This window comes from Micromonospora mangrovicola (assembly GCF_047200535.1).
Classification (GTDB): Bacteria; Actinomycetota; Actinomycetes; order Mycobacteriales; family Micromonosporaceae; genus Micromonospora.
Genome location: NZ_JBJZOG010000001.1, coordinates 57,564 through 83,956, shown reverse-complemented (window position 1 = coordinate 83,956; position 26,393 = coordinate 57,564). Strand labels below are relative to the sequence as shown.

The 26,393-nt window shown below is 72.6% G+C and carries 23 protein-coding genes; 13 read left to right on the top strand and 10 right to left on the bottom strand.

All coding sequences use genetic code 11. The annotated features are described in order from the left end of the window. Positions 1 to 160: 160 nt before the first annotated feature. The 6 genes from ACL02O_RS00390 to ACL02O_RS00365 all read left to right on the top strand — a co-directional run bounded on the left by ACL02O_RS00390 (position 161) and on the right by ACL02O_RS00365 (position 6,378). Positions 161 to 1,771: a protein kinase family protein gene (locus tag ACL02O_RS00390; protein ID WP_412815890.1), complete on the top strand. Its 1,611-nt coding sequence runs from the start codon at positions 161 to 163 to the stop codon at positions 1,769 to 1,771. Between the two features lie 43 nt (positions 1,772 to 1,814). Beyond that, positions 1,815 to 2,546: an RNA polymerase sigma factor SigM gene (sigM, locus tag ACL02O_RS00385; RefSeq protein ID WP_412815981.1), complete on the top strand. Its 732-nt coding sequence runs from the start codon at positions 1,815 to 1,817 to the stop codon at positions 2,544 to 2,546. Beyond that, positions 2,543 to 3,532 (top strand): hypothetical protein, encoded by a 990-nt coding sequence (locus tag ACL02O_RS00380; protein ID WP_412815889.1) that lies wholly within the window; start codon positions 2,543 to 2,545, stop codon positions 3,530 to 3,532. Before sigM ends, ACL02O_RS00380 begins: the two co-directional genes overlap by 4 nt. A gap of 179 nt (positions 3,533 to 3,711) precedes the next feature. After that, positions 3,712 to 4,665, top strand: coding sequence for a thioredoxin-disulfide reductase (trxB, locus tag ACL02O_RS00375; protein ID WP_412815888.1), 954 nt, complete (start codon positions 3,712 to 3,714; stop codon positions 4,663 to 4,665). Positions 4,666 to 4,703: 38 nt separating this feature from the next. Next, positions 4,704 to 5,027: a thioredoxin gene (gene trxA, locus ACL02O_RS00370; protein ID WP_412815887.1), complete on the top strand. Its 324-nt coding sequence runs from the start codon at positions 4,704 to 4,706 to the stop codon at positions 5,025 to 5,027. A gap of 190 nt (positions 5,028 to 5,217) precedes the next feature. Further along, positions 5,218 to 6,378, top strand: a complete 1,161-nt coding sequence (locus tag ACL02O_RS00365) for an N-acetylmuramoyl-L-alanine amidase (protein WP_412815886.1) — start codon at positions 5,218 to 5,220, stop codon at positions 6,376 to 6,378. A gap of 21 nt (positions 6,379 to 6,399) precedes the next feature. Here ACL02O_RS00365 and ACL02O_RS00360 read toward each other — a convergent pair whose 3' ends face one another. After that, on the bottom strand, positions 6,400 to 7,068 hold the full coding sequence (locus tag ACL02O_RS00360; RefSeq protein ID WP_412815885.1) for a GNAT family N-acetyltransferase: 669 nt from the start codon (positions 7,066 to 7,068) through the stop codon (positions 6,400 to 6,402). A 299-nt stretch (positions 7,069 to 7,367) separates the two neighbouring features. Between ACL02O_RS00360 and ACL02O_RS00355 the strand changes: the two genes are divergently transcribed. Next, entirely contained in the window at positions 7,368 to 8,681 is a 1,314-nt protein-coding gene (locus ACL02O_RS00355) for an aminotransferase-like domain-containing protein (RefSeq protein WP_412815884.1), read from the top strand. Positions 8,682 to 8,688: 7 nt separating this feature from the next. Further along, on the top strand, positions 8,689 to 9,681 hold the full coding sequence (locus ACL02O_RS00350) for a D-alanine--D-alanine ligase family protein (protein WP_412815883.1): 993 nt from the start codon (positions 8,689 to 8,691) through the stop codon (positions 9,679 to 9,681). Positions 9,682 to 9,707: 26 nt separating this feature from the next. On the opposite strand, the gene ACL02O_RS00345 is transcribed toward ACL02O_RS00350, so the two are convergent. From ACL02O_RS00345 to rpmH, 9 genes are all read right to left on the bottom strand, one after another. Further along, positions 9,708 to 10,487 (bottom strand): hypothetical protein, encoded by a 780-nt coding sequence (locus tag ACL02O_RS00345; protein ID WP_412815882.1) that lies wholly within the window; start codon positions 10,485 to 10,487, stop codon positions 9,708 to 9,710. A 2,221-nt stretch (positions 10,488 to 12,708) separates the two neighbouring features. Further along, positions 12,709 to 13,734, bottom strand: a complete 1,026-nt coding sequence (locus tag ACL02O_RS00340; RefSeq protein ID WP_412815881.1) for a ParB/RepB/Spo0J family partition protein — start codon at positions 13,732 to 13,734, stop codon at positions 12,709 to 12,711. A gap of 27 nt (positions 13,735 to 13,761) precedes the next feature. Then, on the bottom strand, positions 13,762 to 15,117 hold the full coding sequence (locus ACL02O_RS00335; protein ID WP_412815880.1) for a ParA family protein: 1,356 nt from the start codon (positions 15,115 to 15,117) through the stop codon (positions 13,762 to 13,764). A gap of 247 nt (positions 15,118 to 15,364) precedes the next feature. Next, positions 15,365 to 16,156: a 16S rRNA (guanine(527)-N(7))-methyltransferase RsmG gene (gene rsmG, locus ACL02O_RS00330; RefSeq protein WP_412815980.1), complete on the bottom strand. Its 792-nt coding sequence runs from the start codon at positions 16,154 to 16,156 to the stop codon at positions 15,365 to 15,367. Between the two features lie 481 nt (positions 16,157 to 16,637). Then, entirely contained in the window at positions 16,638 to 17,222 is a 585-nt protein-coding gene (locus ACL02O_RS00325; RefSeq protein WP_412815879.1) for a Jag family protein, read from the bottom strand. 214 nt (positions 17,223 to 17,436) lie between these two features. Beyond that, entirely contained in the window at positions 17,437 to 18,417 is a 981-nt protein-coding gene (gene yidC / locus ACL02O_RS00320; RefSeq protein ID WP_412815878.1) for a membrane protein insertase YidC, read from the bottom strand. After that, complete coding sequence (yidD, locus tag ACL02O_RS00315; RefSeq protein WP_412815877.1) at positions 18,418 to 18,657, bottom strand: membrane protein insertion efficiency factor YidD; 240 nt, start codon at positions 18,655 to 18,657, stop codon at positions 18,418 to 18,420. It abuts the gene before it with no gap. Positions 18,658 to 18,701: 44 nt separating this feature from the next. Further along, positions 18,702 to 19,115: a ribonuclease P protein component gene (gene rnpA / locus ACL02O_RS00310; RefSeq protein ID WP_412815876.1), complete on the bottom strand. Its 414-nt coding sequence runs from the start codon at positions 19,113 to 19,115 to the stop codon at positions 18,702 to 18,704. A 34-nt stretch (positions 19,116 to 19,149) separates the two neighbouring features. Then, positions 19,150 to 19,287, bottom strand: a complete 138-nt coding sequence (rpmH, locus tag ACL02O_RS00305) for a 50S ribosomal protein L34 (RefSeq protein ID WP_074478258.1) — start codon at positions 19,285 to 19,287, stop codon at positions 19,150 to 19,152. A 574-nt stretch (positions 19,288 to 19,861) separates the two neighbouring features. Between rpmH and dnaA the strand changes: the two genes are divergently transcribed. The 5 genes from dnaA (at position 19,862) to ACL02O_RS00280 (ending at position 26,390) form a co-directional block, all read left to right on the top strand. Then, positions 19,862 to 21,694 carry a chromosomal replication initiator protein DnaA gene (gene dnaA / locus ACL02O_RS00300; protein ID WP_412815875.1) on the top strand — a complete coding sequence of 611 codons (1,833 nt, stop codon included), beginning with the start codon at positions 19,862 to 19,864 and terminating at the stop codon, positions 21,692 to 21,694. A gap of 764 nt (positions 21,695 to 22,458) precedes the next feature. Continuing rightward, positions 22,459 to 23,592 carry a DNA polymerase III subunit beta gene (dnaN, locus tag ACL02O_RS00295; RefSeq protein ID WP_412815874.1) on the top strand — a complete coding sequence of 378 codons (1,134 nt, stop codon included), beginning with the start codon at positions 22,459 to 22,461 and terminating at the stop codon, positions 23,590 to 23,592. Positions 23,593 to 23,631: 39 nt separating this feature from the next. Then, entirely contained in the window at positions 23,632 to 24,504 is an 873-nt protein-coding gene (gene gnd, locus ACL02O_RS00290; protein ID WP_412815873.1) for a phosphogluconate dehydrogenase (NAD(+)-dependent, decarboxylating), read from the top strand. Between the two features lie 16 nt (positions 24,505 to 24,520). Continuing rightward, the gene (recF, locus tag ACL02O_RS00285; RefSeq protein ID WP_412815872.1) at positions 24,521 to 25,654 is read left to right on the top strand and encodes a DNA replication/repair protein RecF; all 1,134 of its coding nucleotides are present in this window, start codon (positions 24,521 to 24,523) and stop codon (positions 25,652 to 25,654) included. A 226-nt stretch (positions 25,655 to 25,880) separates the two neighbouring features. Further along, positions 25,881 to 26,390, top strand: coding sequence for a DciA family protein (locus ACL02O_RS00280; RefSeq protein ID WP_412815979.1), 510 nt, complete (start codon positions 25,881 to 25,883; stop codon positions 26,388 to 26,390). Positions 26,391 to 26,393: the final 3 nt, after the last annotated feature.

Genomic DNA, 26,393 nt, shown 5'->3' with positions numbered 1-26,393 from the left:
GGCCACCGTCGTCACTGGCGTCTCGCCGGCTACGGCGGGAAGATGACATGTCGAAGAACCGGGCATCCCGGGTAAGGTCGCTCTCGACGGGTACGGCAGGTTCCGACGTGGGCGTCGGCACCGGTCTGCCAGTGCCTTCGAAGGCAGAGCGGAAAGCCACATGCCCAGCAGCACGGGTCCATCGATCGACACGATCACCGAGGGAGGACGGGTGACCCAGGTCGGCGAGGGTCAGGAGGCGGAGGAGAACGCCCCTCCGGTCATGACCTTCGGTGCTCCCACAGCCGGTGAGATCCTTGCCGAGCGGTACGAGCTGGTCGAGCACATCAACAACGACAGCGCGGGCCGGCTGGTCTGGCGCGGGGTCGACGTCGTGCTGCGCCGTCCCGTCGCGGTGGTCCTCCGCTACCCGGGTGGCGACTCCGCCACCGAGATGCTCCAGGCCGCCGTGGCGGCCAGTCGGGTGATCCACCCCAATCTGGTCGGTGTCTACGACGCGATCGACGAGGCCGACCGGGCGTACGTCGTCCGCGAGTGGGTGGACGGCCGGTCGCTGCGCGAGCTGGTCGCCGAGGAGGGTTCGCTGGACCCGGCCCGGGCGACCGCCATCGGCAACGCGGTGGCCAGCGCCCTCGCCGCGGTGCACGCCACCGGGATGGTGCACGGCAACATCCACCCCGGCACCGTGATGATCAGCGACGACGGCCGGGTGGTGCTCGCCGACGCGCGTACCGACGGCGCGGACAGCCAGGAGACCGACATCCGGGCGGTCGGCGGGGTGCTCTACTTCGCGCTGACCGGGCACTGGCCGCACGGCGAGGCCCCGCTGCACGGCGCCACCGCCGGGCACGGCCGGGCCGCCCTTCCCGACGCGGTCCGCGACGCCGCCGGTTCGATCGCCGCGCCCCGCCAGGTGCGCGCCGGGGTGCCGGCGTACCTCGACGACCTCACCATGGACCTGCTCGACCCGGAGATCGCCCCGCCCTCGTCGGACGTGCTCGCGGCCGAGTTGAGCCGGCTGGACATCCCCGTCGAGGACCACTTCCTGGAGCAGGCCGGCCCGCTCCGGTTCACCGCCGACACCGGTGAGGAGCCGTCGCCGCTGGCCTCCGTCGGTGGCCGCAAGGTCGCCCTGGGCATCGCCGGCCTGCTGGCGGTCGCCCTGGTCGGGCTGCTCATCGGGATCAGCGCCCTGGGCGGCGACGACAAGAACCCGAAGACCGAGCCGGTGGCCCGCCCGTCCAGCAGCGCGCCGTCCTCCTCCGACGCCAGCCCGGCCCCGGAGGTCCGGCAGCTTCCGGTCGAGGACGTCCGGATCATCGACCCGGACAGCAAGTCCCGTGACGAGCTGGACGACGCCGAGAAGGTGATCGACGGCAACCTCGACGAGGGCTGGGATACCGACACCTACACCCGGGCGAACTTCGGAAACCTCAAGCGGGGCATGGGGGTCTGGATCGACCTCGGCTCCCCGCACACCGTCAAGTCGGTGCAGGCCGTGCTCTCCGCCACCGGAGCCTCCGCTCAGCTTCTCGCCGGCACCGCCGAGTTCCCCTCCACGTCGGCCGGCGACAAGCAGCTCGTGGAGAGCTACAAGACCGCCATCGGCCAGCCGTTCGAGCAGCACGACGGCACCAAGATGACGTTCAACGGGTTCGACCCGGAGAAGAAGTACCGGTACCTGCTCTTCTGGATCACCGAGCTGCCGGAGAAGGACGGCGGCAGCGGCTACAAGGTGGGGGTCCAGGAGATCACGGTCCAGGGCTCGTGAACCGGCCGCCGCGCCCCCCGCACCGCCGCTCCCGGGCGTGGTGATGACGGGTCGCGGCGGGCGTACCCCCGAGCCGGTGACCGGGGTCGGCCCGCCGGCCGGGCGCGCCGACCTCGACCTGCTGCGGGCGCACGTGGCCGGTGACCGGGACGCCTTCGCCGAGCTGTTCCACCGGCACCGGGACCGGCTCTGGGCGGTCGCCCTGCGTACCGCCGGCGATCGCGAGGAGGCGGCGGACGCGCTCCAGGACGCGATGCTCTCGGCGCACCGCGCGGCCGCCCGCTTCCGCGGCGACTCGGCGGTCACCACCTGGCTGCACCGGATCGTGGTGAACGCCTGCCTGGACCGGATACGGCGCCGGCAGACCCACGCCACCGTCCCGCTGCCGGACGGCGTGCACCCCGACGGGGAGCCCGGCCGGCACACCGGCGGGGTGGAACCCGCCGCCCCAGCCCGCGACCACGAGACCGCGCTGGTGGTCCGGCAGGCCCTCGCCGAGTTGCCCGCCGAGCAGCGGGCCGCGCTGGTGCTGGTGGACGTGCAGGGGTACCCGGTGGCCGAGGTGGCCCGGATCCTCGGCGTCGCCGAGGGGACGGTGAAGAGCCGGTGCGCCCGGGGCCGGGCCCGGTTGGCCGTGCTCCTCGGGCACCTGCGCACCGGGTCGGACGAGGGGGCGGACGTGCGCCGGGTCACCGGGGGGAACCCACGCCCGCCCGAGGGCGTCGGATCCACGTCGGGGTGGCCCCGGCGGGACGCCAGCCAGGAGGAGACGTGACAGCCCGGGAGTTCAGCGGGGTCGACCACGACCTGCTCGCCGACTACGTCGGCGGGGCGCTGGACGGCACCCCGGAGCAGGACACCGTCGCCCGGCTGGTCGAGGCGGACCCGGCCTGGGGCGAGGCGTACGCCGAGCTGGTGCGGGCGCTGGACCTGGTGCGGGCCGACCTGGCCGACTGGGCGGCCGGCCCGGCGCCGGAACTGCCCCCGGCCGTGGCGGACCGGATCACGGCGGCGCTCGCCGGGGCCGGACCGGCCCCGGCCGAGGACGCGCCGCTCGACCTGCCCGGTGTCGAGGGCGAGGCCCGGCCCGCCGGAGCGACACCCGTGGTGGTGCCGGCCCAGCCGACCGGAGGTAGCCGCCGGGCCGCGGGCACCACCCGGCCGGCGGACGGCCCGGGTCGCCGCACCGGGCCGGGTCGACGCGGGCGGCGCTGGGCCCGGATCGCCGCACCGGTCGCCGTGGCGGCCGCCTCGATCACCGCGGTCGGGCTCGGGCTGAGCAACCTGGCCGGCACCGGCGTCGGGGGCTCGGGAAGTTCCGCGCGGGACGAGGCGGCACCGGCGGCGGGGCGCAACGGGCCCTACCGGACCGCCGTCCCCACCGCCAGCAGCGGCACCGACTACACCCCGGATCGGCTGTCCGGCGGCCCGGTCACCGCGTTCGGCAGCCCGTCGGTGGCCAAGGCCGACCCGCACGGGCCGGGACTGGCCCCAAAGGGCGGGCAGCGCTCCGCTCCCACCGGGCTGCAACGGCTCACCCGGCCGGCGGCGCTGGACGCCTGCCTGACCGCGATCGACGCCGAGCACGGGTCCGGGCCGATCACCGTGCAGCTGGTCGACTACGCGTCGTTCCAGGGGAGTCCCGCCCTGGTGGTGACCTTCGTCGACCCAGCGGGCGCACGCTGGGCGTGGGCGAGCGGACCGGACTGCGGTGTACCCGGCTCCGGCGCGGACACCCGGTTCCGTACGCGGGTAGGGTGAGGGCGCGGTCATCGGCGGATGCCGTTCTGCGTGACGTGACCCACCGGATGACCGGCTCGGGAATCCCCGCTTCGTACGATGACGTTCTGCAAGTCAGGCGCCGGCGCCGCTGAGCCGTCGGCACTCGGGATCGGACATCGGTGCGCGCCGGTGACGAACACACAAATCGGGAGACGGCAGTGGACGAGGTCCGCAACCTGATCATCATCGGCTCCGGGCCGGCCGGGTACACGGCGGCGGTGTACGCCGCGCGCGCCAACCTCAAGCCGCTCGTGATCGAGGGCGTGCAGTCCGGCGGTGCGTTGATGACCACCACCGAGGTGGAGAACTTCCCCGGTTTCGCGGACGGCATCCTCGGCCCCGAGCTGATGGACAACATGCGCAAGCAGGCCGAGCGCTTCGGCGCCGAGTTCCTGACCGACGACGTGACCCGGGTCGAGTTGAAGGACACCGGTGAGGTCGGCTCCGACACGGTCAGCACCGTCTGGGTCGGCGAGACCGCATACCGGGCCAAGGCCGTCATCCTCTCCACCGGCTCGGCCTGGCGCCCGCTGGGCGTGCCGGGCGAGCAGGAGTACCTGGGCCACGGTGTGTCGTCCTGCGCCACCTGTGACGGCTTCTTCTTCCGCAACCAGCACATCGTGGTCGTCGGCGGCGGCGACTCGGCGATGGAGGAGGCCAGCTTCCTCACCCGGTTCGCGGAGTCGGTCACCATCATCCACCGGCGGGACTCGTTCCGAGCCAGCAAGATCATGGCCGAGCGGGCGCTGGGCAATGACAAGATCAAGGTCGAGTGGAACACCGTGATCGAGGAGATCCTCGGCGAGGACGGCAAGGTCAGCGGTGTCCGGGTCCGCAACGTGCACACCGGCGAGAGCAAGGTGCTCGACGTCACGGGCGTCTTCGTGGCGATCGGTCACGACCCGCGCAGTGAGCTGTTCCGCGGCCAGGTGGAGCTCGACGACGAGGGATACGTGAAGGTGGAGGCACCGAGCACCCGGACCAACGTGCCGGGTGTCTTCGCCGCCGGCGACGTGGTGGACCACACCTACCGGCAGGCGATCACCGCTGCCGGTACGGGCTGCGCTGCCGCACTCGACGCCGAGCGCTTCATCGCCACCCTGCAAGCCTGAAACATCTTCAGAAACAGTTCCCGGAGGAGGGGTTCATAGTGGGAGCAACCAAGGCGGTCACCGACGCCAGCTTCGCCAGTGACGTGCTGAAGTCGGACAAGCCGGTCCTGGTCGACTTCTGGGCCGAGTGGTGTGGGCCGTGCCGCAAGGTGTCGCCGCTGCTGGAGGAGATCGCCGGCGAGATGGGCGACCAGGTCGACATCGTCAAGCTCAACATCGACGAGAACCCCGAGACCGCGCGCGCCTACCGGGTGATGTCCGTGCCGACCCTCACCATCTTCAAGAACGGTGAGCCGGTGCAGTCCATCGCCGGGGCCAAGCCCAAGGGTGAGCTGGTCCGGCTCATCCAGTCGGCGCTCTGACCCGCCGCCCGACATTCTCGGAACCCCCGTCGCCCGTCCCCGGGCGGCGGGGGTTCCGGCTTTCCTGACCTGGCCGAACATGAAGCCGCCCGGTAACCGGCCACGGTACGCTCCGTAGGCGTGCCCAGTCCGGGGCGCGCACCTCCGTCGGAGTCTCCGGCCAGCCAGCGTCCGCGCAGAGGAGGTCGTCGTGCGTCCGATCCGACCCGGTGACCGGGGACCCGCGGTGGCCGAGATCCGTACCGTCCTCACCGGCCTCGACCTGCTCCCCTCCGGTGGTGGCGGCGACGAGTTCGACACCGAGACCGAGCGGGCCGTGCGGGCGTTCCAGCAGTCCCGGGGCCTCAGCGTGGACGGGCGGGTCGGCGCGGAGACCTGGCGGGCGCTGGACGCGGCCCGCTGGCGGCTCGGCGCCCGCACCCTCTACCACGCCGTGCCCGAGCCGCTGATCGGCGAGGACGTCCGGACGCTCCAGGAACGCCTCCTTGAGATGGGATACGACGTCGGCCGCGCCGACGCCATCTACGGGATCCGTACCTCCCGCGCCGTCGCCCAGTTCCAGCGGGAGATGGGCCTCAAACCCGATGGGGCCTGCGGCCCGCACACCATGAACACGCTGCGCCGCCTCGGTCGAAAGGTGGTCGGCGGGCGCCCCCAGTGGCTCCGCGAGTCCGACGCGATCCGCCAGGCCGGCCCCGCCCTGATCGGGCGGACCGTGGTCATCGACCCCGGGCACGGTGGCACCGACCCGGGCGAGGTGGTGCCCGACGGCCCGCTGCGCTGGATCGAGGCCGACATCGTGTACGACCTGGCCAGCCGGCTGGAGGGGCGGCTCGCCGCGGCGGGCGTACGGGTGCAGCTCACCCGGGGCCCGTCGCCGCGGAACTGCCTGCCGGACGCCGACCGCGCCGAACTGGCCAACTCGCTGGGCGCGGACGTCTTCATCTCGCTGCACGCCGACGGGCACGCCAACCCGGCCGCGGACGGGGTGGCCACCTACCACTACGGCACCGACAACGGCGTCACCTCGGCCACCGGGGAGCGGTTGGCCGGGCTGGTGCAGCGGGAGATCGTGGCCCGGACCGGGCTGCGTGACTGCCGTACCCATGCCAAGGCTTGGGACCTGCTGCGGCTGACGAAGATGCCGGCGGTCCGGGTCGAGGTGGGCTACCTGACCTCCCCGGCGGACCGGGGCCGGCTGGTCGATCCCCGGTTCCGGGACAAGGTCGTGGAGGCGATCGTCGCCGCCGTGCAGCGGATGTACTTCCCGATCGAGCGGGACGTCCCGACCGGCTCGATCGACGTCAGCGAGCTGCGGGCGATCGTCGCCGCCGGCACGGTGGTGGACTGACCCGCCGGCGCGGCGGGCCGGTCAGCCCGTGGCGCGGGTGGCCGGGACCGGGCGGACCGGGCGGAGCAGCGTCTCCGGGCTCATCGAGCCGAGCAGCTTCTCCAGCGCGTACTCGACGTCGGACTTCCAGCTCAACGCGGTCCGCAACTCCAGCCGGAGGCGCGGGTAGCGCGGGTGCTGGCGGACGGTCTTGAAGCCCACCGAGAGGAAGAAGTCGGCCGGCGCGACGCAGGCCCGGGTCGGGTCGTTCTCCGTACCGTCGCCGAACTTGGCATCCCCGAACGCCTCGATCGCCTTGATGCCGCGCTTGGTGAGGTCCCGCGCCACGCCCTGCACCAGCATCCGGCCCAGCCCGCCCCCGGCGAAGGCGGGTACCACGGTGGCGTTCATCAGCAGCGCGGCGTCCGCGGAGACCGGCGAGGTGGGAAAGGCCATCGAGCGCGGGACGTACGCGGGTGGGGCGTACATGACGAAACCGGCGGGCATCCCGTCGACGTACGCGAGCTTGCCGCAGGAACCCCACTCCAGCAGGGTCTGGGAGACCCAGGCCTCCTTTTCCAGCCCCGGGTCACCCGCGGCGCAGGCCCGGTCGGCGGAGACCGGGTCCAGCTCCCAGTAGACGCACTCACGGCACGGGCGGGGCAGATCCTCGAGGGTGTCGAGGGTCAGACTGACCAGACGTCGCGACATCAGCGCATCCCCACCAATAGGCTCGGAGCGGAAACCACCGCGGTGCTCATACGCCGCCGCCTTCCCCTGCCCCCGACGAGCGATCGTACGCCCCCGCCCGACGCTATGGGAGTGGACGCGCAAGCGCTCACCCGAGACGGGGAGGGCCGGTCCGGGATGTGGACGTACCCACACGGCCCCTCCCGTGCCGACCGCGGCGGACTACGATCGACCAACCGGCGCCCGCGCCGCCATGGTTGCCGGCATCGCGGGTACCACACCGGGCGGCAGCCCCGCCGACACCCGATCGAGGTGACGTCATGACCGGCACGACGCTCGACGACTACACCGACCGGTACGCCCGCCGGGTCCGGGGGATGACCGCCTCCGAGATCCGAGCGCTCTTCGCGGTGGCCAGCCGGCCGGAGGTGGTCTCGCTCGCCGGTGGGGCACCGTACATCGCGGCACTGCCGCTGGACGCGGTCGGCGAGATGCTCGGCCGGCTCGGCGCCGAACACGGCGCGACCACCCTGCAGTACGGGATCGGCCAGGGCACCCCGGAGCTGCGCGAACGGATCTGCGAGGTGATGGCCCTCTCCGGGATCGACGCCTCCTGCGGCGCTTCACCGGAGGACGTGGTGGTCACCGTCGGCGGCCAGCAGGCGCTCGACCTGGTGGCCCGGCTCTTCCTGGACCCGGGTGACGTGGTGCTCGCCGAGGGCCCGACGTACGTCGGCGCACTCGGGGTGTTCCAGGCCGCCCAGGCCCAGGTTGCCCACGTCCCGATGGACGACGAAGGGCTGATTCCCGAGGCGCTCGAGACGGCCATCGCCGACCTGGCCCGCGCCGGTCGGCGGGTCAAGTTTCTCTACACCATCCCCACCTACCAGAACCCGACCGGCGTGACGCTGAGCGAGGAGCGACGGGAGCGCGTGCTCGACATCTGCGAGCGCGCCGGGCTGCTGGTGGTCGAGGACGATCCGTACGGTCAGCTCGGTTTCGAGGGGGAGGCTCCGGCTCCGCTGCGGGCCCGCCGGCGCGACGGGGTCTTCTACCTGAGCACCTTCTCCAAGACCTTCGCCCCGGGTCTGCGGGTGGGTTGGATCCTCGCCCCGCACGCGGTCCGCGACAAGCTGGTCATCGCCAGCGAGGCGCAGATCCTCTGCCCCAGCGGCTACGCGCAGGCCGCCGTGTCGACGTACCTCGGCACCATGCCCTGGCGCCAGCAGCTGAAGGTCTACCGCGAGGTCTACCGGGAGCGCCGGGACGCGATGCTCGACGCGCTGGCGGATCTGATGCCGGAGGGGACCACCTGGACCACCCCCGGCGGCGGCCTCTTCGTCTGGGCGACCCTGCCCGACGGCCTCGACTCCAAGGCGATGATGCCGCGCGCCATCGCCGCCCGGGTCGCCTACGTGCCCGGCACCGGCTTCTACGCGGACGGCACGGGCGGTGGCAACATGCGGCTCAACTTCTCCTTCCCGTCCCCGGAGCGCATCCGGGAGGGCGTCCGCCGGCTGTCCGGGGTGATGGAGCAGGAGCTCGCCATGCGCAAGGTCTTCGGCGCGGTCGGCGGCTCCGGGCCGCGGCGCCGGCAGGGCGGCTCGGACACGCCCGGTCCCGACTTGGCATGATTCCTGCATGGCCGTCAGCCCTGCCAACCAGGCATCCGTGACCGACCCCGCCGACGAGCTGCACGTGCTGGTGCTCGCCGGTGGGCTCTCGTACGAGCGGGACGTCTCGCTGCGATCGGGCCGCCGGGTGCTCGACGCGCTGCGGGCGGTCGGCGTGGACGCCGAACTGCGGGACGCGGACGTGGCGCTGCTGCCCGCGCTGGCCGCCGACCCGCCGGACGCCGTGGTCATCGCCCTGCACGGCGCCACCGGCGAGGACGGCTCGCTGCGCGGGGTGCTCGACCTCTGCGGCGTGCCGTACGTCGGCTGCGACGCGCGCGCCTCCCGGCTCGCCTGGGACAAGCCGTCCGCGAAGGCGGTGCTGCGCGAGGCCGGCATCCCCACTCCCGACTGGGTGGCCCTGCCGCACGACCGCTTCTCCGAGCTGGGTGCGGTGGCCGTGCTGGACCGGATCGTCGACCGGCTCGGCGTGCCGCTGATGGTGAAGCCGGCGCAGGGCGGCTCCGGCCTCGGTGCCGCCGTGGTCCGGGACGCCGCGTCGCTGCCGGCCGCGATGGTCGGCTGTTTCGCGTACGACCAGACGGCGCTGGTCGAGCGGTACGTGCCCGGGATGGACGTGGCCGTCTCGGTGGTCGACCTGGGCGACGGCCCGCAGGCCCTGCCGCCGGTGGAGATCGTCCCCCGCAACGGGGTCTACGACTACGCCGCCCGCTACACCGCGGGCCGCACCACCTGGCACGCGCCGGCCCGGCTCGACCAGGAGACGACCGAGCGGGTGGCCGAAGCGGCCCTCGCCGCGCACACCGCGCTCGGCCTCCGCGACCTCTCCCGGGTCGACCTGATCGTCGGCTCGGACGGGCAGCCGCACGTGCTGGAGGTCAACGTCTCCCCGGGGATGACCGAGACCTCGCTGCTGCCGCTGGCCGTCCAGGCCGCCGAGCTGGACTTCGGCCGGGTGCTCGGCTCGCTGGTGAGCCGAGCCGCCGCCCGCCGCCGCTAACCTCCGCCAGCTCTGCCTCAGCCGGCCTACGGCTGTCCGGTCTTCGACTCATCCGCCACCGGCTGCCCCGCCCCCGGTTCCAAGGTCTCGTCGGGCTTCGGAGCCTCCGCGGGCTCCGGAATCTCCGCGGGCTCCGGAATCTCCTCGGCCGCCTCGATCACGGAGGCCGCCTCCTCCTCGCCGGACTCCGCGCTCTCGGCGGGGGACGCCGACAGGCTCGATGGTGCCTGCCACTGGATCCGTGGCGGCTCCGCCAGCGGACGACCGCCGAACTCGGCCAGCCAGGCGGCGACCAGGGCGAGGTTCTCCCGCCACTGCGACTCGCTGATGGGCGGCAGAATCGAGTCCCACAGGGACAGGAAGGTGCCCCGCAGCTGCAGCCGCCCGTACGGCCGTGCCAGGAACCACATGTGCAGGTGCGCGGAGCCGTCGCCCCACCGGTTCACGTGCACCCGGGCGACGCCGTCCAGCGACCGAATGGCGCGTTCGAGCCGGACCGTCATCACACCCAGCTCGGCGGCGAGCAGGTTCGGCAGGTCGCCGAGATCGAGGTGGGACCGGGACTCCAGGATCAGCACCATCGGAAGGCCGGTGGGGCGGTCCATCGCGCGTACCCGCCACCGCTCGCCGACCCAGATGTACGCCTCGTCGGGCGCGTTGCAGGCGGTGCATTCCCGGTTTCCCTCCCCTCGGCGGGGAGGTTCGACCGGCACCGGATCGTCGAGCTGCTTGACGCGGATGTCGCCCTCGAAGGGGAAGGAGGGCCATTGGGTGAAGTCCGGGACTGAGGGAGGGGTGTCCTGCACGACGCTGACCCTAACCGAGTCGGCGACGCCTGTCCCTACCTGATTCATCGGCGATCGCCAGTTACCGGCAGCAGCCCGACGTGGCCCGGCGACGGTTGTCCACCGGGTTGTCCACAGGCCGCTGAGATCACCACCACACCGCGTCATCCACAGGTCAGCGTGGCTTTCGCCGCGCTGTTTCACGTGAAACAGGGATGCCCTGTGGAAAACGACTGTGGATAAGTGCGGGGCACCGCCGGAGCGAGTTGTCCACCGGGCGCGGCCACCTTCTGCTCAACGACCGAACCGCCGATTGGTACCGGCCCCGAAGCGCTCCGCGTTCGCGACGGGCCGACGCGCCGCCTCCGGAGGTATTGCCGCCCGCCCTCACTCCGCCCGCCCTCACTCCGGCCGCCGGACGTCCTGGCGCTCGTCGGCCGGCTCCCGGGGCCGGCCTTCCCGACGGCCGGCCCCGCCCGACGGCCGGCCTTCCCGACGGCCGGCCTTCCCGACGGCCGGCTACTTTGCGGCACGGCGGATCCGGCCGACCCGGAACGCCGTCCGGTGTTCCACGTGAAACGGTGATGAAGAGAGGCTGCCAGGAGAAGTCCACGGGCGCCGTCGACGCGGTCGGGTCGCCGGGCACGGGCGCGCGGAACGATCCGCCGTGCCAGGGTCGGGCCCCTGGCGATTGGGGACGGCACCGCCCGTCCGCACCCACACCCCGGTGGGAGGGCCGGGCGAGGTCGGCCGGCGACGGCGTTTGGGCCGCGCGGACCGCCGGCCACCTCAGGGGTAGCGACTCAACCGGGCCGGGCCGGCTCGGCCGGCAAGGACGTGCCGGCTTGTGTGGCCGGCGTCCGGCGGTGTGGCGGCTTCCGGGAGTCGAGCAGCCGCAGATCGAGTAGCGCGCCGGGGGCGCGAAGCACCGGTGGCCGCAGCCGGACCGAAGCCCGGGGAGCGAGCGCCGGGATCAGGTTCATGGCTCGGGCCGCGGAACTGGACCACGACACCGGACCGGCCGGGAGCCGCCTGGTTGGATCCCCGGCCCATGGTCGAGCCTCGGCGCGAACCGCTCGACGCCTGAGCCGCTGGCCGAAGGCGGAGGCCCCGGGGCCGGAGAGCCGGAGCCCGCCGACGGCGGGATGCCGCAGCACCGCGAGAGCCGCCAACGGCGGGGCACCCTCAACGGACCCGCACCCACCCCGCCCTGTCGACCCGCGACGGCCGGCGATCTGACGGTGGCCGGCATCGTCACCCGGGGCATTCCGGTGAGCGGCCGAACGACGGCGGACCCGGGTACGGGCGGACGGCCGGAGACCCGGGGGCGGTTGGACGGCCGGGGAACCGGGCGCCGGTGGACGGCCGGGGAAGCGGGCAGCCGGGTGGCCCGGCGGGCGGGCATCCGGCGGCGAACGGACCGGGGACCGGGTGACAGCCGAGCGGGCGCTACTGGACCGGCCCGGTCGATCGGTCGGGGCCCGGCCCGCGATCTGGCCGTGCACCGCCCCGGCACGAGACTGTCGAGCGTCACCACGGCTGGAGCCGATTGATCGGGCAGACCGTCGGCACCGGACCGCCTTGCTGCCACCGTCCGACTCTCCGTGGGCGAACTCCGGGGTAAAAGGGCGCCGGGCACCTCCGCTCCGTGCGCTGTCCGGTGGCGCAGATCCGGCAGACCCGCCCTCGGGGTCGACGACCACGCCGAGCCCGCTGGTGACCCGTCCGGGCCTTGGGCGCGGACGCCGTTGAAAGCGAGACTCCGCCCCGGCTCAGCCCCCCTTCGCCGCGCGTCGTTTCACGTGAAACGAGCATCGTGCTCGAGGCACCACAGCCCACCGTTCCGGTCAGCCCCACGGACCGCCGTCGCGAGAGAGGAACCGCCTCGCGGGAGACCTCCGGTGTGCCACGTGGGTGTTTCACGCGAAACAGTTCGTCCGACTCACCCGGAGCGGAATCACATTCCGCCCAGGGGGCGGAGAAACCCGATCGGACCCACCGCCACCCGCGGAGCCGGAGAAGGGGCCGAGCATTGCCGCCTCTCAGCGGCCCGTACAGCCGCCGGACAAGAAGATCGGTCCCCCAACCGCCGTCCGGCCCGGACGACCCCGGAGCGAGGCGTAGGAAGGGTTCCGCAGCCACCACGATCAAGCTTGGCTCCGCTGGCCCCGGTACGGAGCCCCGAAACGACTCGGCCGCGACGCCCCGGGCGGGGCGTCGCGGCCGAAGCCGACGAGGTGGGTCACTGCTCGGGCTGGTCCTCCTCCTGCCCCACACCGATGATGCTCACGATCCGCTCAAGGTCGTCGACCGTGGCGAACTCGATGGTGATCTTGCCCTTGCTGCGACCGATGTCGACCTTCACCCGGGTGTCGAACCGGTCGGAGAGCCGGTCCGCGAGGTCCGACAACGCCGGCGCGTGCGGCTTCGACCGGCGCTTGGCGGCCGGGGTCTTGGCCGGGCCGTCCGCCAGCGCCAGAGCCACCAACTCCTCGGTGGCGCGTACGGAGATGCCCTCGGCCACGATCCGCTTGGCGAGCTGCTCCTGCGCCTCGGTGTCGTCCAGGCTGAGCAGCGCCCGGGCATGGCCGGCGGAGAGCACCCCGGCGGCGACCCGCCGCTGCACCTGGGCCGGCAGGTTCATCAGCCGGATGGTGTTCGAGATCTGCGGTCGACTCCGGCCGATCCGCCGGGCCAGTTCCTCGTGGGTGGCGCCGAACTCCTCCAGCAGCTGCTGGTACGCGGCCGCCTCTTCCAGCGGATTGAGGTTCGCCCGGTGGATGTTCTCCAGCAGCGCGTCGCGGAGCATCGCGTCGTCCTTGGTGTCTCGGACGATCGCGGGGATGCTCTCCCGGCCCACCGCCTGGGCCGCCCGCCAGCGCCGCTCGCCCATGACGAGTTCGAACTTTTCGCCGTCGAGCTGGCGTACCACGATCGGCTGGAGGAAGCCGACCTCCTGGATCGAGGTCTTCAGCTCCTCCAACGCCTCCTCGTCGAAGACCTGCCGCGGCTGCTTCGGGTTGGGCACGATCGCGTCGACGGGGATCTCGGCGAAGCGGGCTCCCGGTACCGGGCTCAGCTCCGGCTCGGGCTCCGCAACCGGGACGGGCACTCCGATGGCGGCAGCCGCGCCGGCCACCGGCACGGCCGGGGCCGTCGCGGGACCGCTCTCGGCATCGGTGGCCGCCGGGGTGCTGCCCGGCACCGGCCCGGTGGGGATGAGGGCACCGAGCCCTCGCCCCAGACCGCCACGAGGACGGTTCTTCATGCGACGCCTCCCAGCGACTCTTCCGCACTACGCATTCCGGCTCACCGGCTCCTTGACGCCCCGCTCGGCGATCTCCTGGGCGGCCTCGAAGTAGCTCGTCGCCCCCCGCGAACCGGGATCGTAGGTCATGACGGACTGGCCGTAGCTCGGCGCCTCGGAGACCCGCACGTTCCGCGGAATGACGGACTGGAGCACCTTGTCGCCGAAGTGGTTCCGGACGTCCTGCTCCACGGCGTCGGCCAACCGGGTACGCCGGTCGTACATGGTGAGCAGGATGGTGGAGACCTCGAGCCGCGGGTTGAGGTGCTGGCGAACCAGGTTGATGTTGTTGATCAGCTGGTTGAGGCCCTCCAGCGCGTAGTACTCGCACTGGATGGGGATCAGCACCTCCTGCGCGGCGACCAGAGCATTGACCGTCAGCAGGCCGAGCGACGGCGGGCAGTCGATGAAGACGTAGTCGAAGTGCCCCGGGTACGCGGCGATGGCGCGGGCCAGCCGGGACTCCCGGGCGACCACCGAGACCAGCTCGATCTCGGCACCCGCCAGGTCGATGGTGGCCGGGACGCACCACAGGTTCGGGATCCCCTCGACGGTCTGCGCCACCTCCTCAAGCGGCACGCTGTCGATCAGGCAGTCATAGACGTCCGGGATGCCGGTGTGGTGCGGGACGTTCAGCCCCGTGGAGGCGTTGCCCTGCGGGTCGAGGTCGACCACCAGGACCCGGTTGCCGTGCAGGGCCAGCGCCACCGCCAGGTTCACCGTGGTCGTGGTCTTGCCCACGCCGCCCTTCTGGTTGGCGACGCACATCACCCGGGTCCGGTCGGGGCGAGGCATGGTCACCTCGCCACTGGGATTCAGGATCTGCACGGCGCGCATAGCCTCCATAGCCAACGGTGGGTCATCCTCTTCGCGCGTCGGGGTTTCACGTGAAACGTACGTGCTGCCGGCGGCCTCGGCGTCGTAGCCGGTGATCGGTGGCGTGTCGGACGGGACCACCACGCCGGCCACCACGTCCGGGGCCGCCTGCGGGGCGGGCTGGTGCGGCACGCCCGAGACCGGCGGCTGCGGTTCGTACCGGCCGGGGACGACCGCGTTGCCCCGCGCCGGGGCCGGTCGGGCGCTGGGCGCGTTCGCCGGCCCGTCGGTCGGGTCGTGCGGCTCCCGCGACAGCGGGACGTTCGCCGGCACGGAGGAGGTCGGTCGGCCGGGCAGGTCCCGGCGGACCGCCGGGTCACCCTCCGGCGGACGCGTGGACGGGCCGCGGGAGTCGCCGCTCCCCGGCCAACCCTGGTAGTCGGTTTCACGTGAAACGGGGTCGGCCGCCGAGGGTCGCCCTTCCGGCCCGCTCACCCGTGGATCGTCGTACCTGCCGTCGTCATGCACCTGTCATCCCTGCCCGCTCCGGATGGTCGGTCCGCACCCGTCAAATCAGGCCCCGCGCCCCATGGCGCGGCGTCACGGCCCGGCGGGAACGGTCGGGTTCGGGTGCCGCCCGGCACCGCCGTTCCACACTATCGACGCGCGGTCAGCCTACGGCCGACGGGCGCAGCCGGTCCACGTCGGGTTCTGATCGGTCCACTCTTCCGGACCCGACCCGACACCGGGCCGGTGGCCGAAAGCCGTGGTGGGATCAGCGATCGCGGTTACGGCCACCCCGGCGTCGACCACCGCGCGAACGCTTCGGCCCCTTCTTCCGTACCGGACCGACCGCCCGCTCCCGAACCACCTCGATCACGGTGGCGGGCGGGTCGATCACGCCGACGCCGCACCGGTGCAGTTCCGGCTCACCGCCGCCGAGCCGCGCCACGGCCGCACCGTGCTCGGCGATCTCCTCGGCTGCCGAGGCGCCCTTGAGCGCAGCCAGCCGTCCGCCGGCCACCGCCAGCGGCAGGCACCACGCCGCGAGCCGATCCAGTGCGGCCACCGCCCGGGCGGTGACGATGTCGGCGCTGAGCGGTGGGGTGTCGCGCGTACCAGCCGCGGCCTCCTCCGCCCGGCCGCGGAACACCCGGACCGTCCGGGTCAGCCCGAGCTGCTGCACCGCCTCGACGAGGAAAGCGGTCCGCCGGGCCAGTGGCTCGACGAGCGTGACGGTGAGGTCGGGCCGGGCGATGGCCAGCACCAGACCGGGCAGCCCGGCACCCGAGCCGACGTCGATCAGGCTCGCGCCCTCGGGGATCCGCTCGGCCATTGCCGCGCAGTTGAGCAGGTGCCGCTCCCAGATCCGCGGCGTCTCGCGCGGGCCGATCAGGCCCCGCACCACGCCCTCCGTGGCCAGGAGTTCGGCGTACGCGGCGGCCAGGTCGAGCCGGTCGCCGAAGAGGGTACGGGCAGCCCCCGCCAGCTCAGGTGGCAACGTCACGTCGGCCGGCACGGGACGCTCGCCCGAATGCCCGTCGGCAGGCCGGTCGGGAGCGTCCATGAAGGACGGACCGGCTGCTTCGGCGGGGGCGGTCGGCTCGGCGAACACCGCGTCCACGGAGCCCGCCGGTGCGACCGGGTTCTCGCCGCCGGCCGGGGTCTCCGTTCCGGGGGCGACGGGCACCGGCTCGCCGAAGAAGGCCGGGGTCACCGCCGCGGACGCCCCCGCCGCAGGGACCGACGGCTCAGCCGGACCAGCGGGCACGGCCGAGGCGTCCGGCTCGCCGGAGAAGGTGGGGTCAACCGGTGCCTCCGGGTCGGCCGGGAAGGCGGGGCCGGCCGGCGTCCCCGGTTCGCCGGAGAAGGCCGGGTCGGCCGAGGCCGACGGTGCGGCGGAAAGCGACAGGTCGGCCGCCGAGCCAACGGCGCCGTCGGAGAAAACCGGGTCGACGGTGGGGTCCGGCTGCACAGGCGACGGCCCGGGCGGCGTACCACCCGGGCCGGACACGGCACCCGCCGTCGTCTCGTCGTGGGTCACCCCGTCAGTCCACCGGCCGGACGACGATACGGCGGTTCGGCTCGACGCCCTCGGACTCGCTCTCCACCCCGCTCATCGCGTTCACCACGTCGTGCACGCACTTACGCTCGAACGCGGACATCGGCTCCAGGCTCACCGGCTCGCCGTACTCCTTGACCTTCTCGACCGCGTTGCGGGCGACGGCGGCGAGCTCCTTGCGTCGGGTGGCCCGGTAGCCGCCGACGTCGAGCAGCAGGCGGCTCGGCGAGCCGGTCTGCCGGAAGACTGCCAGCCGGGCAAGCTCCTGGAGCGCCTCCAGGGTGGCGCCGCGCTGGCCGATCAGGTTCTGCAGGCGATCACCGACCACCTCGACGACCGGACGGCCGCCGGAGACCAGCTCGTCGATGTCGCCGTCGTAGTCGAGGATGTCGAGCAGGCCCTCGACGTAGTCGGCTGCGATCTCGCTCTGCCGGAACAGGTCGCTGTCCGCCGGGGCCTTCTTCTCCCCGGCCTCCGACTCGGCCTGGTTCTCCTGCACCTCGGCCGCGGCGGCCGGCACGGTCTCCTCGTCCACGGACGGGTCGGCGCTGGGGATGCTGGTGTCGGTCACGGTGTCATCTCCGTACTCGCTCGGCCGGACCGTCGGGTCCGCTGGTCTCCCGGGGCCGGCGGGAGGTTTCGCCGGTGCCCTCGGGCACGTCTGTACGGGCCAGTTTCGCCCGTGACCGCGCTGCGCGCGGCGGTTTCCGGCCCGGCGCCGACCGTACGGCGGCAGCTCAGGCGCCGGAGCGGGCCGCCACCGGTGTCGGTGGCGGCCCGAGGGCTCAGCCCTGTCGCTTGGCGGGGCGGCCCTTCTTCGGGTTGACCGGCTTGGCGCCGGGCTTCGGGGCGGCCACCTTCGGGGCGGCCGCCGGTGCCTTCGCCGCCGGCTGGGCGGTCTTGCGACCGAGCAGCCCGCCGCTCTTGGCGACCGGCTGGCCGTTCCGGGCGGCGGTACCGGCCTTCTTCGGGGGCACCAGGGGCGGGAACTTCCGGAGCACCCACTGCTGCTGGCCGAGGGTGAAGAGGTTGTTGGTGACCCAGTAGATGATCACGCCGATCGGGAAGATCGAACCGGAGACCAGCAGCGAGACCGGGATGCCGTAGAGCATCAGTCGCTGCACCATGCGCTGCTGCGGGTCCTCGGCCCAGCCGGTCTTCAGGATCATCTGCCGGCTGGTCAGGTACGTGGTGGCGATCATGATGAGCACCAGGATGCCGGCGACGATCTTCACGGTGTTGGTGCTCGCGCCCAGGCCGGCGAGCTGCTCGGCGGTGGAGCCGAAGCGGCCGGAGATCGGCGCGGAGAAGAGCTTGGCGTTCGAGGCGCTCTCGAACTGCTGCACCGTCCAGCCGTACAGGGTCTTCTGGCTGTTCTCCGGCGTCAGCCGCTTGAGCGTGTGGAACAGGCCGAGGAAGACGGGGATCTGGAGGAACATCGGAAGGCAGCCCATCAACGGGTTGGCCTTTTCCTTCCGGTAGAGCTCCATCATCTCCTTCTGGAGCGTCTCCCGGTCACCCTTGTGCTTCTCCTGAAGCTCCTTGACCTTGGGCTGGAGCGCCTGCATCGCCCGCTGCGACTTGATCTGCTTGACGAAAACCGGGAACAGGATCACCCGGACCGTGACCACCAGGAAGATGATCGAAAAGATCCAGGCCCAGTTCGTCCCGATCACCGCTTCGGCCGGAACGATGGCGTCCCAGGCCGAGTGCCAGGTCAGCAGGATCCACGAGATCGCGTAGTAGATCCAGTCGAGACTAAACACTCAGGCTCCAGTCACGTCGGCACGGCGGCGGTCGCCCGGCTCCGGCACCGGGTCGTGTCCACCGGGGTGGAAGGGGTGGCAGCGCGACAGCCGCCGGACCGCCAGCCAGGCTCCCCGAAGCGCACCGTGCCGGGACACCGCCTCGACGGCGTAGGCACTGCACGACGGGTAGAAGCGGCAGCGGGCCGGCAGTGCCGGACTTATCCACCGACGGTACGCGATGATGGGTGCCAGCAGCATGCGGGCACCGGTAGTAGTCGGCCGCGGCGCGGCGGTCCCACCGTTCACCGGGACCGCCGACCCCGGGGGGCCCGCGCGGCGGCGACAGCCGCGTCCAGGTCGGCCCCGAGCCGGGCATACGACGCCTCGGCGGCCTGCGGCAGGGCGCGTACCACCAGGGTGCTCCCGGCGGGCAGCGCAGCGAGGCGCTCGTGGACCAGATGGCGGAGGCGCCGCCGGACCTTGTTGCGGACCACGGCGTTGCCGACGGCCTTGGACACGACGAAGCCGGCGCGGCTCGGCGCGGAGGTCTCCGCACCGCGCTCACGCGCCGGCTCCGGCATGGTTGTTCCGGGTTGTCCGTTCTGCTGGGGGAGGGTCAGGTGGACCACGACGGCACCACGTCCGACGCGTCGGCCACCCCGAACCGCTGCGGCGAAGTCGCTACTACGCCGCAGTCGCTGCGCGGCGGCCAGCACGACTGCCCACGTCCCCGGACCGGACCGGTCGGCCTCAGGCCGACAGGCGGGTGCGGCCCTTGGCGCGACGGGTCGAGATGATGGCGCGGCCGGCACGGGTGCGCATGCGCAGCCGGAAGCCGTGGGTCTTCGCGCGCCGGCGGTTGTTCGGCTGGTAGGTGCGCTTGCTCACGTCAGGCTCTCCGTTGTCGTACGCCCCGCGCGGGGGATCGCCCAGGGTCGTTTGGTGGTCCAGGCCACCTCGGCGGTGGCCTCCGATTCGGTGCTGCCCGCCGACGCGGGTCCTCGGCGATGCGGGGAGTGTGGCCGCGGACAGCAAGCACCCATCACCCTAGCAGAGGGCGAAAGAGCAGCCGCTCCAGCCTACGCAGGGGCGCAATGACCGTCAAACATCACACCCCGCCGCCGATCCGCCCCGAGCACACCGAAGGGGCGGTTTTCACTGATGTTGACAAGGCTGCCAGGGCGTCGACGGTTGATGGCGCGGGGTCCGCGCTGTTAGCGTGCGCGATTGCGGTCAGCGTCGGGGGGTCCGGGTTGTCGCTGACCGGCAAGACCGGACAAGGTATTGAATCGTTCGGCACGTTGAACCCGCTTCAACGCCTCCGGAGACCAGGGGGCAGGTCCGACCCGCTTCCGGTGGGCGGCCACAATCGGTCGGTACACACAGGCTGTGGATAACTTGTGGATGACGACCGGTCAGCCGTCCGGGCGGGCGTGAGCAGAGGCGAGGGGGTGGCACGACGGTGACCGGAGCGACCGACCTTGCCGCGGTGTGGACGGCGACGACCGAGGAACTCGCCGACGAGATCATCTCCGCGCAGCAGCGGGCGTACCTCCGGCTCACCCGGCTGCGGGCGATCGTCGAGGACACCGCGCTGCTCTCCGTGCCCGACGCCTTCACCCGGGACGTGATCGAGTCCCGGCTCCGCCCGGCCATCACCGAGGCGTTGAGCCGCCGGCTCGGCCGGCCGATCCAGGTGGCCGTCACCGTGCGGCTCGCCGAGGATCCCGGGGCCCGCCCCGCCGGCACGGTCTACCGGATTGGCCCGGAACCGGCCGGCGAGCCCGACGGCCCCCGGGACCGGCACACCGGCTTCGACCGGCCCGCCCCCTCCGGGGAGGCGCCCGGCTTCCCCGAGCTGGACTTCCCGGCCCGGCCGGAGGCCCCCGGATACACCGAGTCGCGGCCGGAGCCCTCGGCCGAGGAACCGGCCTCCCGGCAGCGCACGCCCGACGGCGGCCGGCCGCAGCTCATCCCGGCCAGCCGGGACGGTCAGGACGACCTGTTCAGTGCTGCCTTCGCGGAGCCGCTGCGGGCCACGCCCGAGCGACGGAGCTTCGACGAGCCGGCCCGGGTCGACGCGCCCGCCACCGACGGCCGCGGTTATGAACCCCGCTACCGCGAGGCGGCCGGACCGGCGGACCCGACGCACCTGCGCGGCCTGCCCCGGGACGGCGGCACCGACTCGGGTCCGGGGCGGGGTGGCCCGGATCACCGTCCCGGCGCGTCGCCCGACCGGCGGTTGCCCGGCGGGGCGGAGTCCGGCGGCAACCGGCTCAACCCGAAGTACATGTTCGAGACGTTCGTCATCGGATCCTCGAACCGCTTCGCGCACGCCGCCAGCGTCGCGGTGGCCGAGTCGCCGGCCAAGGCGTACAACCCGCTCTTCATCTACGGCAGTTCCGGGCTGGGCAAGACCCACCTGCTGCACGCCATCGGGCACTACGCCACCACGCTCGGGAACGCCCGCTCGGTCCGGTACGTCTCGACCGAGGAGTTCACCAACGACTTCATCAACTCGCTGCGGGACGACAAGACCAGCGCGTTCCAGCGCCGCTACCGGGACGTGGACATTCTCCTGATCGACGACATCCAGTTCCTGGAGAACCGGGAGCGGACCCAGGAGGAGTTCTTCCACACCTTCAACACGCTGCACAACGCCAACAAGCAGATTGTGATCACCTCCGACCGCTCGCCGAAGCAGTTGGCGACGCTGGAAGACCGGCTGCGGACCCGGTTCGAGTGGGGCCTGCTGGCCGACATCCAGCCGCCGGACCTGGAGACCCGGATCGCGATCCTGCAGAAGAAGGCGGCCCAGGAGCGGCTCTACGCCCCGCCGGACGTGCTGGAGTTCATCGCCTCCCGGGTGTCGAACTCGATCCGGGAACTGGAGGGCGCGCTGATCCGGGTCACCGCGTTCGCCAGCCTGACCCGCTCGTCGGTCGAGCTTTCGCTCGCCGAGGAGGTGCTGCGGGACTTCATCCCCGACGGCGCCGGTCCCGAGATCACCGCCGATCAGATCATGGTCTCCACCGCCGACTACTTCGGGGTGAGCCTGGAGGATCTGCGCGGCCACTCCCGCTCCCGGGTCCTGGTCAACGCCCGCCAGGTCGCCATGTACCTGTGCCGGGAGTTGACCGACCTGTCGCTGCCCCGGATCGGGCAGGCGTTCGGCGGCCGGGACCACACCACGGTCATGCACGCCGACCGGAAGATCCGCCAGCAGATGGCCGAGCGCCGCTCGCTCTACAACCAGATCGCCGAGCTGACCAACCGGATCAAGCAGACCACCTGACTCGTACGTCACAGCGCCAGCGCCCGGCCGGACCCACCCGGCCGGGTTTTTTCATGCCCGTGGACGGCCCGAGCTTGACCCTAGACCTGGTGCAGGGCCCACGATCGACGTCATGTTCGTCCACATCACGGCCCGGTTGTCCACACCCCCTGTGTCACAGTCGGTGGAAAACCACGCTCAGTCTGGAGCCGGTTACCCACAGACTGTGGACAACTCCTGGGGAAGGTGCTGTGGACGCCTGGGGATGACGGGCCCGTTGTCCACCGACGACGGTCGACCTGTGGGTTGCCTGTTGAAGGTTCTGGGGACGACGCGGATCAACGCCGTCCACGGTGTCCACAACGTTGGGGAGAAACCCCGTGGATTAGCGGTGGACAACCGGTGGACAGCCGTGGACAACCTGGGGGCGGCGCCGGGCTGTGGACCGGAACACGGTTTCTGCCCCTGGTTCTCCACAGTCAAACCACCGGTGGATAACGTGTCTGACCTGCGCGGACGTCGGTTCTCCACAGTTTGCACAGGTGCGATGAAGACGATGAGTTATCTCTTCTAAACAACAAAAACCAATCATCACCGTTGGACTTCCTGTGGATCGGGCCGGAACGCTGCCGTCGGCACCCGTTCCGGCACCTGGATCCACGGGGTCGGGCGCACAGCCGATGCCCACGCGCCCTAAGGTGCGATGGGTACCCGCACGGTCGGGCGGGACGGGTGGCAGCGGTCGGCATGAGAGAGTTGTCGCTGACGTCGACGCGGAGGCATTGATGAAGTTCCGAGTGGAGCGCGACGCGCTCGCCGAGGCGGTCGCGTGGACCGCCAAGAGCCTGCCCAACCGACCCTCCGTACCGGTGCTGGCCGGAGTGATGCTCCGGGTCACCGACGGCAACCTCCAGGTTTCCGGCTTCGACTACGAGGTCTCCAGCCAGGTCACCGTCGAGGTGCAGGGTGACGCCGACGGCGCCGCTCTCGTCTCCGGTCGGCTGCTCGCCGAGATCACCAAGGCCCTGCCGGCCAAGCCGGTGGACATCGCCGCCGTCGGTGCCCATCTGGAACTTGTCTGCGGCAGCGCCCGCTTCACCCTGCCGACCATGCCGGTCGAGGACTACCCGGCCCTGCCGGAGATGCCGGAGAGCGCCGGCACCGTCGACGCCGCCGCCTTCGCCGCGGCGGTGGCCCAGGTGGCCGTCGCCGCCGGCCGGGACGAGACGCTGCCGATGATGACCGGCGTCCGGATCGAGCTCTCCGGCAGCACGCTGGCGATGCTCGCCACCGACCGCTACCGACTCGCGCTGCGCGAGATGGAGTGGAACCCGGACGACCCGGAGATCAGCCTCAACGCGCTGGTACCCGCCCGGACGCTGCACGACACCGCCAAGGCCCTCGGCCCCCTCGGCGGCCAGGTGACCATGGCGCTGTCCCAGGGCGGCGCCGGCGAGGGCATGATCGGCTTCTCCGGCGGCACCCGGCGGACCACCAGCCGGCTGCTGGACGGCGCCAACTACCCGCCGGTCCGCTCGCTCTTTCCGGCCAGCCACAACGCCGAGGCCCGGGTGCCGGTCAGCACCCTGATCGAGGTGGTCAAGCGCGTCGCCCTGGTGGCCGAGCGAACCACCCCGGTGCTGCTCAGCTTCAGCGCCGACGGGCTCGTCGTCGAGGCCGGCGGCACCGAGGAGGCCCGGGCCAGCGAGGCCATGGAGGCCACCTTCAGCGGCGACCCGCTGACCATCGGCTTCAACCCGCAGTACCTGATCGACGGCCTGGCCAACCTGGGCGCTCAGCACGCTGTGCTCTCGTTCGTCGACGCCTTCAAGCCCGCGGTGATTTCCCCCGCCGGCGAGGATGGCGAGGTCATCCCGGGGTACCGGTACCTCATCATGCCGATCCGCGTGTCCCGCTGATCGCAGCAGCAAGACCCAGACGTACGGAGGTAGCAGCAGATGCAGCTCGGCCTGGTAGGACTCGGCCGGATGGGCGGCAACATGCGCGAGCGGTTGCGCGCCGCCGGGCACGAGGTGGTCGGCTACGACCGCGACGCGGAGCTGAGCGACGTCGCGAGCCTCGCGGAGCTGGCCGAGAAGCTGGAGTCGCCGCGCGCGGTCTGGGTGATGGTCCCGGCGGGGGTCACCGACGCCACGATCGACGAGCTCGCCGGCGTGCTCGGCGAGGGTGACATCATCATCGACGGCGGCAACTCCCGGTTCAGTGACGACGCTCCGCGCGCCGAGCGGCTGAACGAGCAGGGCATCGGCTACATCGACGTGGGCGTCTCCGGCGGGGTCTGGGGCCGGCAGAACGGGTACGCCCTGATGGTCGGCGGCTCCGAGGAGCACGTCGGGCGGCTGATGCCGATCTTCGAGGCGCTCAAGCCGGCCGGCGAGTTCGGCTTGGTGCACGCCGGCCCGGTCGGCGCCGGGCACTACGCCAAGATGGTGCACAACGGCATCGAGTACGGCCTGATGCACGCCTACGCCGAGGGCTACGAGCTGCTGGCCAAGTCCGAGCTGGTGACCAACGTGCCGGGCGTCTTCAAGTCCTGGCGCGAGGGCACCGTGGTCCGGTCCTGGCTGCTCGACCTGCTCGACCGCGCCTTGGACGAGGACCCGGAGCTGGCCGAGCTGAGCGGCTACACCGAGGACACCGGCGAGGGCCGCTGGACGGTGGACGAGGCGGTCCGGCTCGCCGTGCCGCTGAACGTGATCACCGCCTCCCTCTTCGCCCGGTTCGCTTCCCGCCAGGACGACTCGCCGGCGATGAAGGCCGTTGCCGCGCTGCGCCAGCAGTTCGGCGGGCACGCCGTCCGCAAGCGCTGACCGGCATCCACAGCCTGTGTACGTCCGCCGGCTCGAACTGGTCGACTTCCGCTCGTACGAGCGCGTCGGCGTCGACCTGGAGCCCGGCCCGAACGTGCTGATCGGCGCCAACGGCGTCGGCAAGACCAACCTGGTCGAGGCGCTGGGCTACGTGGCGACCCTGGACTCGCACCGGGTCGCCACGGACGCCCCCCTGGTCCGGATGGGCGCCTCCTCGGCGGTGATCCGCTGTGCGGTGCTGCACGAGGGCCGTGAGCTCCTGGTGGAGCTCGAGATCGTGCCCGGCAAGGCCAACCGGGCCCGGCTGGGCCGTTCGGCGACCCGCCGTGCCCGGGACGTGCTGGGTGCGCTGCGGCTGGTGCTCTTCGCCCCGGAGGACCTGGAGCTGGTGCGCGGCGATCCGGCCGAGCGCCGTCGCTACCTGGACGACCTGCTGGTCACCCGCCAGCCCCGGTACGCCGGCGTGCGCGCCGACTACGAGCGGGTGGTCAAGCAGCGCAACGCCCTGCTGCGCACGGCGTACCTGGCCCGCAAGACGGGCGGCTCGCGGGGCGGGGACCTGTCCACGCTCGCCGTCTGGGACACCCATCTGGCGCAGCACGGCGCGGAGCTGCTCGCCGGCCGGCTGGAGCTGGTTGCCGCGCTCGCCCCGCACGTGGCCAAGGCGTACGACGCGGTGGCGGCGGGCCGGGGCGCGGCGGGGATCGCGTACCGGCCGTCGGTGGAGCTGTCCGAGCCGACCACCGACCGGGCGGTGCTGACCGAGGCGCTGTCCACCGCGCTGACCGCGCAGCGGTCGGCGGAGATCGAACGCGGCACCACGCTGGTCGGCCCGCACCGTGACGACCTCGCCCTAACGCTCGGCCCGCTCCCCGCCAAGGGGTACGCGAGCCACGGCGAGTCCTGGTCGTACGCGCTCGCGCTGCGGCTGGCCGGGTACGACCTGTTGCGCGCCGACGGCATCGAGCCGGTGCTGGTGCTCGACGACGTCTTCGCCGAGCTGGACGCCGGCCGCCGGGAGCGCCTGGCCGAGCTGGTCGGCGGGGCCAGCCAACTCCTGGTGACCTGCGCGGTCGACGACGACGTGCCGGCGGCCCTGCGGGGCGCCCGGTACGCGGTGGGCGAGGGGACGGTACGCCGTGTCGGATGACGAGGTTCAGCTCCCGCCGGCCCGGCTGGGGCCGGGACGTACTCCTGAGGGCTCGGCCGGACGGTCGAGGGGCGACGGCACGGCAGGGACCGCTCGTGGCCGGCGGGCCGCACCGGACGCCGGGTCGTCACGTACGCCCGAGGGGGGCGCGGACGGGGACGGATCGTCCCCCGGTAGCCGGAGCCCCTCGGCGGCCGGGGCGGACGCGGCCGAAGCGACCGGTGACCTGCCCGCCGGGGCGTCCGGACCGGAGCTGGCCCGGGCGGTGCTGGACGCGGCGAAGGCCCGGCGGCAGGCGGCGGCTCCCGCCCGGCGGCGCAGCGCGGTACGCGGCGACGGCGAGCGGCGGCTGCGGGGCTACTCCGGTCCCGGGCCGGATCCGCGTGATCCACAACTGCTCGGCGCGGTGCTGGACAAGTTGGTCAAGGCGCGCGGCTGGCAGCAGCCGGCGGCCGAGGCGACGGTCTTCGGCGCCTGGGAGCGGGTGGTCGGGCCGGAGGTGGCGCAGCACAGCCGCCCGGTGAAGCTGGAGAACGGCGAGCTGACCGTGGAGGCCCGCTCGACGGCGTGGGCCACCCAGCTGCGCCTGCTCGCCAGCTCGCTGCTCCAGCAGATCGCCCGCGAGGTGGGCCACAACGTGGTTCGCAAGCTGCACATCCACGGCCCGGCCGCGCCGTCCTGGTCGCGTGGGCCGCGCCGGGTCCGCGGCCGCGGACCCCGCGACACGTACGGCTGACGG